General features: G+C 68.5%; 14 protein-coding genes. All 14 read left to right on the top strand.

The annotated features are described in order from the left end of the window. On the top strand, positions 1-647 hold a 647-nt coding region (gene rpsB, locus ACFE87_RS16180), incomplete at its 5' end, for a 30S ribosomal protein S2 (protein ID WP_375460681.1). Between the two features lie 83 nt (positions 648-730). Next, entirely contained in the window at positions 731-1,690 is a 960-nt protein-coding gene (gene tsf / locus ACFE87_RS16175) for a translation elongation factor Ts (protein WP_375460680.1), read from the top strand. An 87-nt stretch (positions 1,691-1,777) separates the two neighbouring features. Further along, positions 1,778-2,506, top strand: a complete 729-nt coding sequence (pyrH, locus tag ACFE87_RS16170; protein ID WP_375460679.1) for a UMP kinase — start codon at positions 1,778-1,780, stop codon at positions 2,504-2,506. A gap of 95 nt (positions 2,507-2,601) precedes the next feature. Further along, the gene (gene frr / locus ACFE87_RS16165) at positions 2,602-3,168 is read left to right on the top strand and encodes a ribosome recycling factor (protein ID WP_375460678.1); all 567 of its coding nucleotides are present in this window, start codon (positions 2,602-2,604) and stop codon (positions 3,166-3,168) included. A 31-nt stretch (positions 3,169-3,199) separates the two neighbouring features. Next, entirely contained in the window at positions 3,200-3,982 is a 783-nt protein-coding gene (locus tag ACFE87_RS16160) for an isoprenyl transferase (RefSeq protein WP_375460677.1), read from the top strand. Beyond that, a complete protein-coding gene (locus ACFE87_RS16155) occupies positions 3,954-4,835 on the top strand; it encodes a phosphatidate cytidylyltransferase (RefSeq protein ID WP_375460676.1) in 882 nt (293 codons plus the stop codon). Before ACFE87_RS16160 ends, ACFE87_RS16155 begins: the two co-directional genes overlap by 29 nt. Continuing rightward, entirely contained in the window at positions 4,832-6,022 is a 1,191-nt protein-coding gene (gene dxr / locus ACFE87_RS16150) for a 1-deoxy-D-xylulose-5-phosphate reductoisomerase (protein ID WP_375460675.1), read from the top strand. The genes ACFE87_RS16155 and dxr overlap by 4 nt, the downstream gene beginning before the upstream one ends. Positions 6,023-6,032: 10 nt before the next feature. Then, on the top strand, positions 6,033-7,199 hold the full coding sequence (gene rseP, locus ACFE87_RS16145) for an RIP metalloprotease RseP (RefSeq protein WP_375460674.1): 1,167 nt from the start codon (positions 6,033-6,035) through the stop codon (positions 7,197-7,199). A gap of 167 nt (positions 7,200-7,366) precedes the next feature. Further along, positions 7,367-9,925 (top strand): outer membrane protein assembly factor BamA, encoded by a 2,559-nt coding sequence (bamA, locus tag ACFE87_RS16140; protein ID WP_375460685.1) that lies wholly within the window; start codon positions 7,367-7,369, stop codon positions 9,923-9,925. A 49-nt stretch (positions 9,926-9,974) separates the two neighbouring features. Then, entirely contained in the window at positions 9,975-11,027 is a 1,053-nt protein-coding gene (gene lpxD, locus ACFE87_RS16135) for a UDP-3-O-(3-hydroxymyristoyl)glucosamine N-acyltransferase (protein WP_375460673.1), read from the top strand. A gap of 249 nt (positions 11,028-11,276) precedes the next feature. Next, on the top strand, positions 11,277-11,747 hold the full coding sequence (gene fabZ, locus ACFE87_RS16130) for a 3-hydroxyacyl-ACP dehydratase FabZ (protein ID WP_375460672.1): 471 nt from the start codon (positions 11,277-11,279) through the stop codon (positions 11,745-11,747). Beyond that, complete coding sequence (gene lpxA / locus ACFE87_RS16125) at positions 11,744-12,571, top strand: acyl-ACP--UDP-N-acetylglucosamine O-acyltransferase (protein ID WP_375460671.1); 828 nt, start codon at positions 11,744-11,746, stop codon at positions 12,569-12,571. The genes fabZ and lpxA overlap by 4 nt, the downstream gene beginning before the upstream one ends. Continuing rightward, a complete protein-coding gene (locus tag ACFE87_RS16120) occupies positions 12,568-13,440 on the top strand; it encodes an LpxI family protein (protein ID WP_375460670.1) in 873 nt (290 codons plus the stop codon). The genes lpxA and ACFE87_RS16120 overlap by 4 nt, the downstream gene beginning before the upstream one ends. After that, complete coding sequence (lpxB, locus tag ACFE87_RS16115) at positions 13,433-14,617, top strand: lipid-A-disaccharide synthase (RefSeq protein ID WP_375460669.1); 1,185 nt, start codon at positions 13,433-13,435, stop codon at positions 14,615-14,617. The genes ACFE87_RS16120 and lpxB overlap by 8 nt, the downstream gene beginning before the upstream one ends. Positions 14,618-14,694: the final 77 nt, after the last annotated feature.

The raw sequence follows: 14,694 nt of genomic DNA, 5'->3' as shown, positions 1-14,694 counted from the left end.
GCGAGAAGGACAAGCTCGAGAAGGCGCTCGGCGGCATCAAGGACATGGGCGGCGTCCCGACCCTGATCTTCGTGATCGACACGAACAAGGAGGCTCTGGCCATCAAGGAGGCGCAGCGCCTCGGCATCCCGGTCGCCGCGATCGTCGACACGAATTGCGATCCCGAGGGCATCGCCTTCCCGGTTCCGGCGAATGACGATGCCGGCCGGGCGATCGCGCTCTATTGCGACCTCATCGCGAAGGCGGCGCTCGACGGGATCGGCCGCAGCCAGGGCCACCAGGGCGTCGACATCGGAGCCTCCGAGGAGCCGATGCCGGAAGAACTCCCGGCCGCGAATGCGAACGAGCCCGAGGCCGGGGCGGAGCCCGCGGCCGAAGCCATGCCGGAGCCCGAGATCGAGATTCCGGCCGAGGATTTCGAGCTGCTCACGGCGCCGCGCGGCGCCCCGGACGACCTCACCAAGCTGTCCGGCGTCGGGCCGCAGCTCGACAAGAAGCTGAACGACGTCGGCATCTTCCACTATTGGCAGGTCGCCGCGATGAAGCCCGAGGATGTCACCAAGCTCGACGGCGACCTCAAGCTCAACGGCCGTATCGGCCGCGACGGCTGGATCGACCAGGCGCGCAGGCTCCTCGACGCGGCCTGACGGCCTAGGCCGGCCAGACCGCGAGACCTGATCGAAGCCGGCGTCACCCGCCGGCTTCCTCTTTCCTGAAAGGACGACACGAGATGGCGACGATCACCGCCGCGATGGTGAAGGACCTGCGCGAGAAGACCGGCGCGGGCATGATGGATTGCAAGGGCGCGCTGAACGAGGTCGACGGCGACATCGAGGCCGCGATCGATTGGCTGCGCACGAAGGGCCTGGCCAAGGCCGCCAAGAAGGCCGGCCGCACGGCCGCGGAGGGCCTCATCGCGGTCGAGAGCCCCGGCCGCTCGGCCGCCATGGTCGAGGTGAATTCCGAGACCGACTTCGTGGCCCGCAACGATTCCTTCCAGGCCTTTGCCCGGGAGGCCGCCAAGATCGCGCTGATGACGGACGGCTCGCTCGAGGCGCTCGAGGCCGAGCATGTGCCGGGCTCGCAGACGAGCGTGAAGGACAAGCTGCAGGAACTGATCGCGACGGTCGGCGAGAACATGTCGCTGCGCCGCGTCGCGAAGCTCGAGGTCAAGCACGGCTATGTGGCGACCTACGTCCACAGCCCGGTCACCGAGGGCCTCGGCAAGATCGGTGTGCTGGTGGCGCTCGAATCGGAGGGCGATGTCGGCGCGCTCGCCACGCTCGGCGGCCAGATCGCGAAACATGTCGCGGCCATGAACCCGGTCGCGGTCGACGCCTCCGGCGTGGATGCCGCGACGCTCGAGCGCGAGAGCGCGATCCTGCGCGAGAAGAATGCCGGCAAGCCGGATAACGTGCTGGCAAAGATCGTCGAGAGCGGGCTCAAGTCCTTCTACAAGGAAAACACGCTCCTCGATCAGCCCTCCGTCATCCCGGATCATGCGGGCAAGACCTTCACGCAGCTGCTGAAGGAGGCCGAGGGCAAGGTCGGGAAGCCGGTCGTGCTGAAGGCGTTCGTGCGCTACGCGCTCGGCGAGGGCATCGCCAAGGACGAGACGGATTTCGCAGCCGAGGTCGCCGCGCAATCCGGGATCGGCAAGAAGCCGGACGGCGACGACGCCCGGAGCTGACGGCTCCGAGCTAGGCCGCTCGTGCCGGCGCAAGCCGGTACCCAGATGGCGGAGACTGGACCCCGGCTTCCGCCGGGGTGAGCGGACATGGAGGATGGTTTGGCGGAAGGGCGCAGGCGGGTTCTGGTCAAGCTCTCCGGCGAGGCGCTGGCCGCGCCGGATGGGTATTGGCTCCATGCCCAGACCCTCGCGACGCTCGCCGACGACCTCGCCCGGACGGCCGCGACCGGCGTCGAACTCGCGATCGTCATCGGGGGCGGCAACATCATCCGGGGTGCCCGGATGAGCCAGGCCGGCTGGATCGACCGGCCGACCGCCGATTCGATGGGCATGCTGGCGACGGTGATGAATTCGCTCGCGCTCGAGACGGCGCTGAACGCCGCCGGGGTCGACGCCCGGACGATGTCGGCGGTGTCGATGCCGACGATCTGCGAAACCTATGCGCGCCAGCCCGCCCTGCATCATCTCGACCAGGGACAGGTCGTCCTGATCGCGGGTGGCACGGGAAACCCGTTCTTCACGACCGACACGGCCGCCGTGCTGCGCGCGGCGGAGCTGCGCTGCCACGCCGTCCTGAAGGCGACGCAGGTCGACGGCGTCTATTCGGCCGACCCCAAACTCGATCCGACCGCGACCCGCTACGACCGGCTCACGCATGACGAGGCCATCACCCGGGACCTGAAGGTGATGGATACCGCGGCCTTCGCGCTCGCACGCGAGAACCGGCTGACCGTGATCATCGGATCGATTCACGCGCCGAGCTCCGTCCAGGCGATCCTGTCGGGCCACTCGCCCTCGACGACGGTCGCGCCCTGACCCACCGTGCCGCGTCCGTTCCCGGGCGCTTCACACCTCTTGATGCCCGTACGGCGCGCGCGTAAGCGGGGCCGTCCTGTCCGAGATCCATGATCATGGCCGCCGTACCGACCTTCGACCTGAGCGACCTCAAGCGGCGCATGCAGGGCGCCATCGCGTCCCTGAAGCATGACCTCGGCAGCCTTCGCACCGGCCGGGCGACGCCGAGCCTCGTCGATCCGATCCATGTCGACGCCTACGGCCAGTCGCTCTCGATGAACCAGGTCGCGACCGTGTCCGTGCCGGAGCCGCGCCTCCTCTCGGTGCAGGTCTGGGACCGCGGCATGGTGGCGGCGGTCGAGAAGGCGATCCGCGAATCCGACCTCGGCCTCAACCCGCAGACGGAGGGTCAGGTGATCCGCCTCCGCATCCCGGAGATGAACGAGCAGCGCCGCAAGGAGATGGTCAAGGTCGCCCACAAATACGCGGAGGAGGCCAAGGTCGCCGTGCGCCATGTTCGCCGGGACGGGCTCGACCTTCTGAAACGGCTCGAGAAGGATTCCCACATCAGCGAGGACGACGGCAAGCGCCACGGGGTCGAGGTGCAGAAGGCCACGGACCAGACGGTCGCCGAGGTGGACAACCTCGTGGCCGCAAAGGAAAAGGAAATCATGCAGGTCTAAGGTCGGGACGAGCGGCGGACGAAGAACACGCATGTCACTCCCTTCCCAGGCACTCGAAAGCGCGGACGCCGCCCTCGGCGACGGCCTCGATGTCCTGTCGGCCGCGATCCCGACGCATGTCGCGATCATCATGGACGGCAATGGCCGCTGGGCGGCGCGGCGGGGCCTGCCTCGCATCGAGGGCCACCGGCGTGGCGTGGACGCGGTCCGGCGGGCCGTGCGGTCCGCGGCCGAACTCGGGATCCGCTATCTGACCGTCTACGGCTTCTCGACCGAGAACTGGAGTCGGCCGCCGTCCGAGGTGGCCGACCTCTTCGGGCTTCTGAAGCGCTTCATCCGGAACGACCTCGCCGACCTGCATGCCCGCAACGTTCGGGTACGGGTCATCGGCGACCGTACCGGCCTCTCGCCGGACGTGCTCCTGCTTCTCGACGAGGCCCAGGACCTGACCCGGCGCAACGGCGGCCTGACGCTCGTCGTCGCCTTCAATTACGGTGGCCGCCAGGAGATCGCGCGCGCCATGCGGGCCTTGGCCCGGCTGGTACGGGCCGGTCAGCTCGATCCGGACGCGATCGACGTCGAGGCGATCGGCTCCGCGCTCGACACCTCCGACATCCCGGATCCGGACCTCGTCATCAGGACCTCCGGCGAGATGCGGACCTCGAATTTCCTGCCCTGGCAAACCGCCTATTCCGAATTCGTCTTCCTGCCGGATCTCTGGCCCGATTTCGACGATCGCGCCTTCCGGTCGGCGATCGGGCAGTTCATGGGCCGGGACCGGCGCTATGGTGGCCGGGGCGCGAAAGCTGTCTGACGTGGCCATCATGGGCCGGGATGGTCCGGGCGGCCGCCCGGCGGCCTCCGAGCTTCGGCTGCGCGCCACCTCGTCCGTGGCGCTGGCCGCCGTCGCGGTCGCCACCGCCTGGACCGGCGGCTGGCCGCTCGCCGCGATCTGGCTCGGCGCCGGGATGGCGGTCGCGATGGAGTGGCTCGCCATGACTCGCGCCGAGCCGAAGCGGCCGCTCGCCGCTGTCGCGCTGGTCGGACTGGCCGCGCTCCAGATCGCGTTCATCGCCGGTTCGGCTGCGACCGTCATGATCGCCGCCATCGTGATTGCTGCCGCAACCCTCATCGTCGCCGCCGGACAACGGGATCGCGCCTGGGCGCTGTCGGGACTGGCCTACGCGGCGGCGATCGCGGTCGTGCCGGTGGCGGTCCGGGCCGGCCCGGGCGGCGCGGCCGCACTGTTTTGGATGTTCGCCGTGGTCTGGTCGACCGACATCGCGGCTTATTTCACCGGCCGGGCATTCGGCGGCCCGAAGCTGTGGCCCGCCGTGAGCCCCAAGAAGACCTGGTCAGGCTTCGTGGGCGGGCTTCTCGGCGCCACGCTCGCCGGGGTCGCGGTCGCGGTCGCGGCGGAGCGGGCGGGCGTCGTGCTGCCGGTCGGCCTCATCGCCATCGCGGCCATTTCCGCCGTCGTGTCGGTCGCGAGCCAGGTCGGCGACTTCGCGGAATCGGGCATGAAGCGCCGTTTCGGCGTCAAGGATTCCGGCACGCTGATCCCGGGTCACGGCGGCTTCATGGACCGGCTCGACGGCTTCGCGGCGGTCGCCCTCCTGGTTGGGCTCGTGCTCGCGGCGGCGAGCCTCTCGGCGGGGACGCCTTGACCGAACGCATCACGATTCTCGGGGCGACGGGTTCGATCGGAGTCTCGACCGCCGACGTGCTCTCGCAGCATCCGGATCGCTACCGCGTCTCGGCGCTCGTCGCCGGCCGTGATGCGGCTGGCCTCGCCCGCATGGCCCGCAGGCTCGGAGCCGAATATGCGGCGGTCTCCGACCCTTCGAAGCTGCGCGAGCTCCGGGTGGAGCTGTCCGGATCGGGAATCGCCTGCGGGGCGGGCGCCGACGCCGTCCGCGAGGCCTCGGAACGCGACGCGGACCTCGTGGTCTCGGCGATCTCCGGGATCGCCGGTCTCGTCCCGACCCGCGACGCCCTGAAGCCGGGCCGGCGCATCGCGCTCGCGAACAAGGAAAGCCTCGTCTCCGCCGGCCAGGCCTTCATGACGGAGGCGGCCCGGACGGGGGTGCAGATCCTCGCCATGGATTCGGAGCACAACGCGCTCACCCAGGCTCTGGCCGCCGGCCATCCGGACGATGTCGAGTGCATGATTCTGACCGCCTCGGGCGGGCCCTTCCGGACCTGGACCCGCGAGCGGATGGCCGCCGCCCGCCCGGCCGACACCGCCAAGCACCCGACCTATTCGATGGGCGCCAAGATCAACGTCGATTCCGCGAGCCTCATGAACAAGGGACTCGAGCTGATCGAGGCGCATCACCTGTTCGGCATCGGGGCCGACCGGCTCGGCGTCGTGGTCCATCCGCAATCCATCATCCACGGCCTCGTGCAATGGCGCGACGGCGGCATGACGGCCGGGATGGCCGTTCCGGACATGCGGATCCCGATCGCTCATTGCCTCGCCGTCGACCGCAGGCTGCCGATCACCGTGCCGCGTCTCGATCTTGCCGCGATCGGGAGCTTTACCTTCGAGGCTCCGGACGAGGAGCGCTTTCCGTGTCTCGGCCTCGCCCGGGCCGCCCTGGCGGCGGGCGGCGCGATGCCGACAGTGCTGAACGGGGCGAACGAGATCGCCGTCGAGGCCTTCCTCGGCGGCCGGATCGGGTTTCTTGACATCCCCTGGATCGTCGAAGAGACCCTGAGCCGCAGCGCGGGACAAGGGGCGCATGCCCCTGGGTCGATCGAAGATGCGCTCGCGCTCGACTTCGAGGCGAGGGCGGTGGCCGCGGATCTCCTGCGGCGGCGCGAACCGTATCCGGCCAGAGCTGGCCGTTGAGGAGACACTGATGGAGGCCTTCGGCCCCTCGCTCGCCAAGATCGTCGGGATGCTGATCTATCCGGCGGCCTTCCTGTTCGTGCTGACGATCGTCGTCTTCGTGCACGAATTCGGTCACTTCTGGATCGGTCGTCTCTGCGGCGTCGGCGTGAAGGCCTTCTCGATCGGCTTCGGCCGCGAGCTCTTCGGCTGGTACGACCGCCACGGCACCCGCTGGAAAGTCTCGGCCATTCCGCTCGGCGGTTACGTCAAGTTCGTGGGCGACATGAACGCGGCGAGCGTGCCGGACGGCGAGGCCGACGCCAGCATGAGTCCCGCCGAGCGAGCCGTGAGCTTCCATCACCAGGTGCTCTGGAAGCGGGCCGCGATCGTGGCCGCAGGGCCGATCGCGAATTTCATCCTCGCCATCGTCGTGTTCGCGGGCCTCACCTACGTCAACGGGCGCGCGGTCCTGCCGGCCCGGATCGAGGCCGTGCAGCCGGGGACGCCGGCCGAGGCGGCCGGCTTCCAGCCGGGCGACCTGATCGTCTCGATCGACGGCCGGCCGATCGCGAGTTTCTCCGAGATGCAGCGCTTCGTCTCGACGAGCGGGGGCGACCGGCTCCAATTCGTCGTCGAGCGAAGCGGCCGCCGGGTCACCATCGAGGCGACGCCGGCCGTGCGCGAGGTCGAGGTGCCGGGATTCGGCAAGCAGCGCATCGGCCAGCTCGGGCTCCAGGGCTCACGCAACCCGGCCGACATGACCCATGTCAGCTACGGATTCGTCGACTCGGTCGGGGCAGGGGTCTCCGAGACCTGGAACGTCGTCGACCGGACGATGAACTATCTCGGCAAGCTCGTGACGGGACGAGAATCGCCGCAGCAGCTCTCCGGCCCGATCGGGATCATGCGGGTTTCGGGGGACGTCGCCGCAGTCGGGGGAATCGGGTCGCTCATCGGGCTGATCGCGATCTTGTCCGTCTCGATCGGCCTCCTCAACCTGTTTCCCGTGCCGCTTCTCGACGGGGGACACCTCCTGTTCTACGCCGTCGAGGCGGTCAGGGGCCGTCCACTCAGTGATCGCGCCCAGGAAATCGGGTTTCGGATCGGTCTCGCGCTCGTCGTGATGCTGATGCTCTTCGCCACCTGGAATGATATTGTTCACCTTGGCGCATCATTTAGTTCGCGCGGGACGTGACACGAAGGCCACGCCCTCCGGGAATGAGGGCGGAGTTAAGCTTAACCCGGTTGCATGGACGCCGGGATTGGAGGAAGCCAGGGTCTGAATTTGGTCGGCTGGGGGCAGCCGCCGGATCGGGACCTGACTTCCATGAGAAGCAAGAAACGAGACGGGCAACATAAATGATGTCGACGAAGACGATTCGCCGGGTTCGCCCGGCCGGTTCCCTCGCTGCGGTGATCGTGGCCGCCACGCTGGCTCTCGCGAGCTTCGTCGGCCCGGCTGCCGCGCAGGAGATCGTCGTTCGGGGTAACGGTCGCGTCGATGTCGAGACCGTCCGCTCCTACATTTCCGGCTCCGGCTCCCTCGAAGAGGCCCGCCGGACCATGCTCCAGACCGGTCTCTTCTCCAGCGTCAGCATCGCCCGCCAGGGCGGCCAGATCGTCGTCACCGTCAACGAGAACACGACGATCAACCGCGTGGTCATCGAGGGCAATCGCAAGTTCAAGCGCGAGCAGCTCGACACCGAGCTCCAGACGAAGGCGCGCCGGCCGCTCGACACCCGCCTGATCGAGGCCGACGCGGAGCGCCTGCGCGAATTCTACCGCCGCATCGGTCGCGGCAACGCCACCGTCACCTCCCGCACCGTCGCCCTGCCGAACGGCAAGGTCGACGTCGTGTTCACGGTCGAGGAAGGCGGGAAGACGGGCGTGCTCGAGATCAATTTCGTCGGCAACCAGGAGGTCTCGTCCACGCGGCTGCGCGGTCTCATGCAGACCGGCGAGATGAACCTCCTGAGCTTCCTGAAGACGAACGACGTCTATGACGCCGACAAGATCGCGGCCGACCAGGAGATCATCCGTCGCTACTACCTGAAGAACGGCTATGCCGACTTCCAGTTCACCGGCACGGATGTCCGTTTCGACGCCCAGCAGGGCGGCTACATCATCACCATGACGGTGAGCGAGGGCGCGCAATACCGGGTCGGCAATGTCGGCTTCGACTCGCGCGTCTCGTCGATCGATCCCGAGACCCTGCGGGGCGAGATCCAGACCGATCCGGGCGACATCTACAATGCCGAGGCGGTCGAGAAGACCCTCACCAACATGACGACGGCGGCCGTCCGCCGCGGCTACCCCTTCGTGCAGGTTCGCCCGACGGGCGCCCGCGATCCGGCGAGCCAGACGGTCAATCTCGGCTTCGTGGTCGACGAGGGCCCGCGGGTCTATGTCGAGCGCATCATGGTGAAGGGCAACACCCGCACCCGCGACTACGTCATCCGGCGCGAACTCGACATCGGCGAAGGCGACCCCTTCAACAAGGTGCTGATGGACCGCGGCGAGCGCCGGCTGAACAATCTCGGCTATTTCAAGAAGGTCCGGGTGACGACCGAGCCCGGCTCCGCCGCCGACCGCGTCGTCATCAACATCGACGTCGAGGACCAGGCCACCGGCGCCTTCTCGGTCGCGGGCGGCTATTCCACCGCGGACGGTGCCATCGGCGAGGTCTCGATCTCGGAATCGAACTTCCTCGGCCGCGGCCAGTTCGTCCGGCTCGCGGGCCAGCTCGGCCAGCGCTCGAACGGCGTCGATTTCAGCTTCACCGAGCCCTATTTCCTCGGCTACCGGGTCGCGGCCGGCTTCGACCTCTTCACGAAGTTCTCCGACCAGACGCAGTATTCCCGCTACGAGAACCGGACCACCGGCGGTCAGCTCCGCATCGGCTTCCCGCTGACCGAAGAATCCGGCATCACTTTGCGCTACTCGCTCTATCAGCAGCAGCTGAAGATCCCGAACTCGCTGAAGCAGCCCTTCAATGACTGTTCCCAACCTCTCCCGGGACTTACGATCTTAAATCCCGATGGCGTTACCGCAGCGTACCGGTCTGGTAACTGCGCATACAACGGCGAAGCCTCGATTGCCGTGAAGGAGTCGCGCGGCGAGACCCTGACGTCCCTCGTGGGTCTCACGCTGGCCTACAACTCGGTCGACAACCTCAAGAACCCGCGTAGCGGTTTGTATGCCGAACTGAAGCCTGATTTTGCCGGGGTCGGCGGAGACTCGCAGTTTGTTCGCGTGAGTGGCGAAGCCCGGGTGTACAAGGAACTCTTCATCGAGGACGTGGTCGGCGTCCTGAAGTTCCAGGGCGGTCATATCGAGGGAACCGGTAGGACGAAGTCGACCAGCGGGCTGGCGAGCACCGGTGGTGACCTGCGTCTCGTGGACCATTATTTCCTTGGGCCATCTCTCGTTCGCGGCTTTGCGCCGGCCGGCATTGGCCCGCGCGATATCGGGAGCCCCGACTCAAGCCAGAACGCGGTGGGCGGTACTACGTATCTCGGCGTTTCAGCTGAAGCTCAGTTCCCGATCCCCTTTATCCCGCGGGATCTCGGGCTGAAGGGCGCCGTGTTCGCCGATGCAGGGACGCTGTTCGGCTATAAGGGTCCTCGCGCCCTGGACGTGAACCGCAACGGGAGCTTCGAAGGAGCTGGGTGCGCGGGTGTTGGCGGATTCTCAGCTCTGGACGTCCAGCCCGAGTGCGTCGTCGTCCGTGACCAGAACAAGATCCGGTCTTCCGTTGGCGCCAGCATCTTGTGGAACTCGCCGCTCGGGCCGCTTCGCTTCGACTATGCCTACGCCCTGACGAAGGACGAGGGCACCTTCATCAATTACGGCCAGGGCCCGGTGCGCGTCGGCCAGGATCAGACGCAGGCCTTCCGCTTCTCCGGCGGCACGCGCTTCTAAGCCACTGGAATCGGGAGCCGGTCGGCCACGGCCGGCTCCCGCTTTTTCCATGGAACCCGTCTTCTTTCCTCCGCGAGGCGGGCCCTTGGCACTCGCCGAGATCGCGGCGATCGCGGGAGCGGCCGTTCCGCAGGGTGCCCCCGACCTGCTGATCGAGTCCGTCGCCTCGCTTGAAGAGGCCGGCCCGCGCGACCTCTCCTACATGGACAATGCGCGATACGCCGACGCGCTCACGGCCACCCGGGCCGGGCTCTGCCTCGTCTCCGCGCGCTTCGCCCCCAAGGTCTCGGCCGGCACCTACGCCCTCGTCGTTGCCGAGCCCTACCGGACCTATGCCTCGGTGCTCGGCCGGCTCTACCCGGACGCGCTCCGGCCGGGCCCCGTCTTCGGCGACAAGGGGGTCAGCCCCGGCAGTTGCGTCCACCCCTCGGCCCGCCTCGAGGACGGCGTCACCGTCGATCCGGGCGTCGTCATCGGCCCGGGCGCCCAGATCGGGCGGAACACGGTGTTGGCCGCCGGGGCCGTGATCGGCCCGAACTGCCGCATCGGCCGCGACTGCTCGGTCGGGCCGCATGCCTCCGTGCTCCACGCCCTCGTCGGCAACCGGGTGACGCTGCATCCGGGCGTACGGATCGGCCAGGACGGTTTCGGCTACGCCCTCGGCCAGGGCCGGCACATGAAGGTCGCCCAGACCGGACGCGTCGTCATCCAGGACGATGTCGAGATCGGCGCCAACACCACGGTCGACCGGGGCACGACCCGCGACACCGTGATCGGGGAGGGGACCAAGATCGATAACCTGGTCCAGATCGCCCACAACGTGGTGATCGGGCGCCATTGCATCATCGTCTCCCAGACCGGGATTTCGGGTTCGACGACGCTCGAGGATTATGTCGTGCTGGCCGGGCAGGTCGGGGTCGTCGGGCATCTGCGGATCGGAGCCGGATCGCAGATCGCCGGGTCCAGCAACGTCAACCGCGATGTTCCGCCCGGGTCGCGCTGGGGCGGCACGCCGGCCAAGCCCGTGCGGGAGTGGTTCCGGGAGATGACGACGTTGAAGTCGCTGGCGGCGCGGCGGGGGCCGCAATCCGACGAGAGCTAAGGGCCGGGGTCCGAGTGAGATCTGAGGTTCTGCGTCCTTCGAGGTCCCGCTTCGCGGGGCACCTCAGGATGAGGAGCACAGTGGACGCTCCACCCACGTCTTCATGCTGAGGTGCGAGCGAAGGCGAGCCTCGAAGCACGCTCCCGGGTTCAGCCTACCCGATCTGTTCCGCGAACTGCCCGCATTCACCTTCCGGGCGAAAGGCTCTAAGTCGGGGCGTCGGGCCGGCCCGACTGGAGAGAGAGTGGAATGTCCGAGGCGCTGAAGCCGAAGCTCGAAGCCGTCGACATCAATCGCATCCTGGAACTGCTTCCGCACCGCTACCCGTTCCTGCTCGTGGACCGGATCGTCGAGATCGACGGCGACAATTCCTGCATCGGGATCAAGAACATCACCTACAACGAGGCGCCTTTCACGGGTCATTTCCCGCAGGCCCCCGTCTTTCCGGGCGTGCTCCTGATCGAGGGAATGGCGCAGACGGCGGGAGCGATCTGCATCGCCTCGAAGCTCGCGGAGAGCAAGCCGCCGAGCCGAGTGTTCTTCATGACGATCGACAAGGCCAAGTTCCGGAAGCCCGTCATTCCCGGCGATACCGTGCGCTATCACATGCGCAAGCTGAGCTCGCGCCGGAACATGTGGTGGTACAAGGGCGAGGCGCGGGTCGATGGCACGCTCGTGGCGGAAGCCGAAGTCGGCGCCATGCTGGTCGTCGAGCCATGACGCTGCCGTTGACCGAGGGCCGGATGATCCACCCGACCGCGATCGTCGATCCCGCCGCCCGGATCGGCGTGGGCGTCCGCATCGGCCCGTTCTGCACGATCGGCCCGGATGTCGAACTCGGCGACAGTTGCGATCTCGTGAGCCACGTCGTCGTCGCCGGCCACACGACGATCGGCGCCCGCACCCGCATCTTCCCCTTCGCCTCGATCGGGCACGCGCCGCAGGACCTGCGCTACAAGGGCGAGCCGACCACGCTCTCGATCGGCCAGGACAACATCATCCGCGAGGGGGTGACGATCAATATCGGCACCGCGACCGGCACCGGCACGACGATCATCGGCGACCGCTGCCTGCTTCTCGCCCAGTCCCACGTCGCCCATGATTGCCGGGTCGGCTCGAATGTCGTCCTCACCTCCAACGTGATGCTCGCCGGCCATTGCAAGATCGGCGATTTCGCGATCATCGGCGGCGGGGCGGGCGTGCACCAATATGTCCGGATCGGGCCGCACGCCTTCGTGGGCGGTCTCTCGGCCGTGATACAGGACGTAATTCCCTACGGCATGGTGCTCGGCAACCGGGCCTACCTGCACGGGCTGAACATCATCGGGCTCCGCCGCCGCGGCTTCTCGCGCGAGCAGATCCACGACCTCAGGCGCGCCTATCGCCTCCTTTTCGCCGACGAGGGCACCTTGTCGGAGCGGGTCGAGGACGTGGCGGAGGAATTCGCCAAACACCCGACCGTGCACGAGATCCTCGACTTCATCCGTGACGGCAACGAACGCTCGATCTGCACGCCCCGCGACGTGTCGTCCGTCGGGTCGTGACGGCGGGTTCGGTCGCGATCCTGGCCGGAGCGGGAGAATTGCCGCTCCTGCTCGCCGATCGTCTCGCCTCGGCCGGCAGGCCGCTCCGGATCCTGGCCATCCGGGGCTTCTCGGCCCGCGCCACGCGCGCCCGGGCGGACGCGGTCGTGGCCCTGCTCGACATCCAGCGCGCCTTTGCCTGTCTCGATCGCTGGAAGCCCGGCATCGTCACCCTGGCCGGCGGGCTGACGCGTCCCTCCGCCGCGGCCCTCGCCGGCGCCTTCTCGCTCGTCCGCAACCGCGACGATATCGGCCGCCTGATCGCGCGCGGCGACGACAACCTCATGCGCGGCGTGGTCGAACTCATCGAGGAGCGGGGTTATCCCGTGGCCGGGGTGCGCGAACTCGCGCCCGAACTCCTCGCCGACCAGGTCGTCTACGGCCGGCGGCAGCCGGATGCGAAGGACGAGGCCGCGATCAGCTGGGGCGTCCGGGTGCTCGATGCGATGTCGCCCTTCGATATCGGCCAGGCCGTCGTCGTCTCGGGCGAGCGCGTGCTGGCGATCGAGGGGCCGGAGGGCACCGACCGCACGCTGGCGCGGGCGCGCGCAGAGCGGGAGCGCAAGTTGTTCCGGCGTGCCCGCTCGGGCGGCGTCCTGGTCAAGGCGCCGAAGCGCGGCCAGGACCTCCGGGTCGACCTGCCGGCGATCGGACCGCGGACCGTCGCCAATGCGGCCGCCGCCGGCCTCGACGGGATCGCGGTCGCGGCCGGCCTGACGCTGGTCCTCAACCGGCGGGAGACGGTCGAGGCCGCAGACCGGCACGGATTGTTCGTGGTCGGGATCGACCCTTCGCGTTTCACGGCCCGGGATGCCGACGCTCATGGCTGAGCCGCTGCGGGTCTTCCTGGTCGCAGGCGAGCCTTCGGGCGACCAGCTCGGCGCGAGCCTGATCCGGGCGCTGCGCAAGGGCCATCCGGGCGAGGTAATCGTCGAGGGCGTCGGCGCCGAAGCCATGGCGCGCGAAGGTCTCCGAAGCATCTTTCCGCTGACCGACATCACGGCGATGGGCGTGATCCAGGTCGTGCGGAAGCTGCCGCTGATCCTGCGCCGCGCCTCGGACGTGGTCGCAGCCGCGGTCGCGGCCCGGCCGGACGTCCTCGTCATCATCGACAGCCCGGATTTCACCCACCCGGTGGCGCGCCGCATCGCGCGCCGAATGCCGGACCTGCCGATCGTGAACTACGTCAGCCCTACGGTCTGGGCCTGGCGTCCGGGCCGTGCCGCCAAGATGCGGCGCTACGTGGCCCATGTGCTGGCGTTGAAGCCGTTCGAGCCGGCCGCGCATCTCCGCCTCGGCGGTCCGCCCTGCACCTATATCGGCCACCCGCTGATCGAGCGGCTGGACGATCTCGCGCCGGCGGCGGGTGAGCGGAGCCCTCTCTCGGAGGGCCCGCTCCGGCTCGTGGTGCTCCCGGGCAGCCGGCGTGGCGAGATCTCGCGCCTGATGGCGCCCTTCGGCGAGACGCTGCGGCGCGTGGTCGCCGGGTCGGAGCGCGAGATCGAGGTGACCTTGCCGGCCGTGCCGCATCTCTCGGCCGAGATCCGGCGGGCCGCCGAGGGCTGGCCGGTGAAGCCCCGCATCGTCGAGGGCGAAGCGGCGAAATACGAGGCGTTCCGCCGCTCCCATGTGGCGCTCGCGGCCTCCGGCACCGTGACTCTGGAACTCGCGCTCGCGGGCGTGCCGATGGTCGTCGCCTACCAGGTGTCCCGGGCCGAGGGCCTGCTGAAATTCCTGATCACCACGTCGACCATCGTGCTGGCCAACCTGGTCGTCGGCGAGAACGTGGTGCCGGAATTCACGCAGGAGGATTGCATCCCGGAGAAGCTCGCGGCCGCCGTGATGCCGCTCCTCGACGATACGCCGGAGCGTCGCCGCCAGGCCGAGGCCTTTGCCCGTCTGCCGGAGATCCTGGAGGCGGACGCACCGACGACCCCGAGCGAGCGCGCTGCCGCGATCGTGCTGCGGGTCGTCGCGGAGTGGCGAGCGGGAACGCGGCTCGGCTGAGCGGCCAGGCCGTCATGCGTGCTTCGAGGCCGACCTTCGGTCGGCACTCACCATGAGGAGGTGGGTCGAATCCACCA

Origin of the sequence: uncultured Enterovirga sp., assembly GCF_964242715.1 — a bacterium.
In the GTDB taxonomy this organism is placed as follows: Bacteria; Pseudomonadota; Alphaproteobacteria; order Rhizobiales; family Beijerinckiaceae; genus Enterovirga.
The sequence above is the reverse complement of the archived record's forward strand: the minus strand, read 5'-3'. Positions and strand labels throughout refer to the sequence as shown.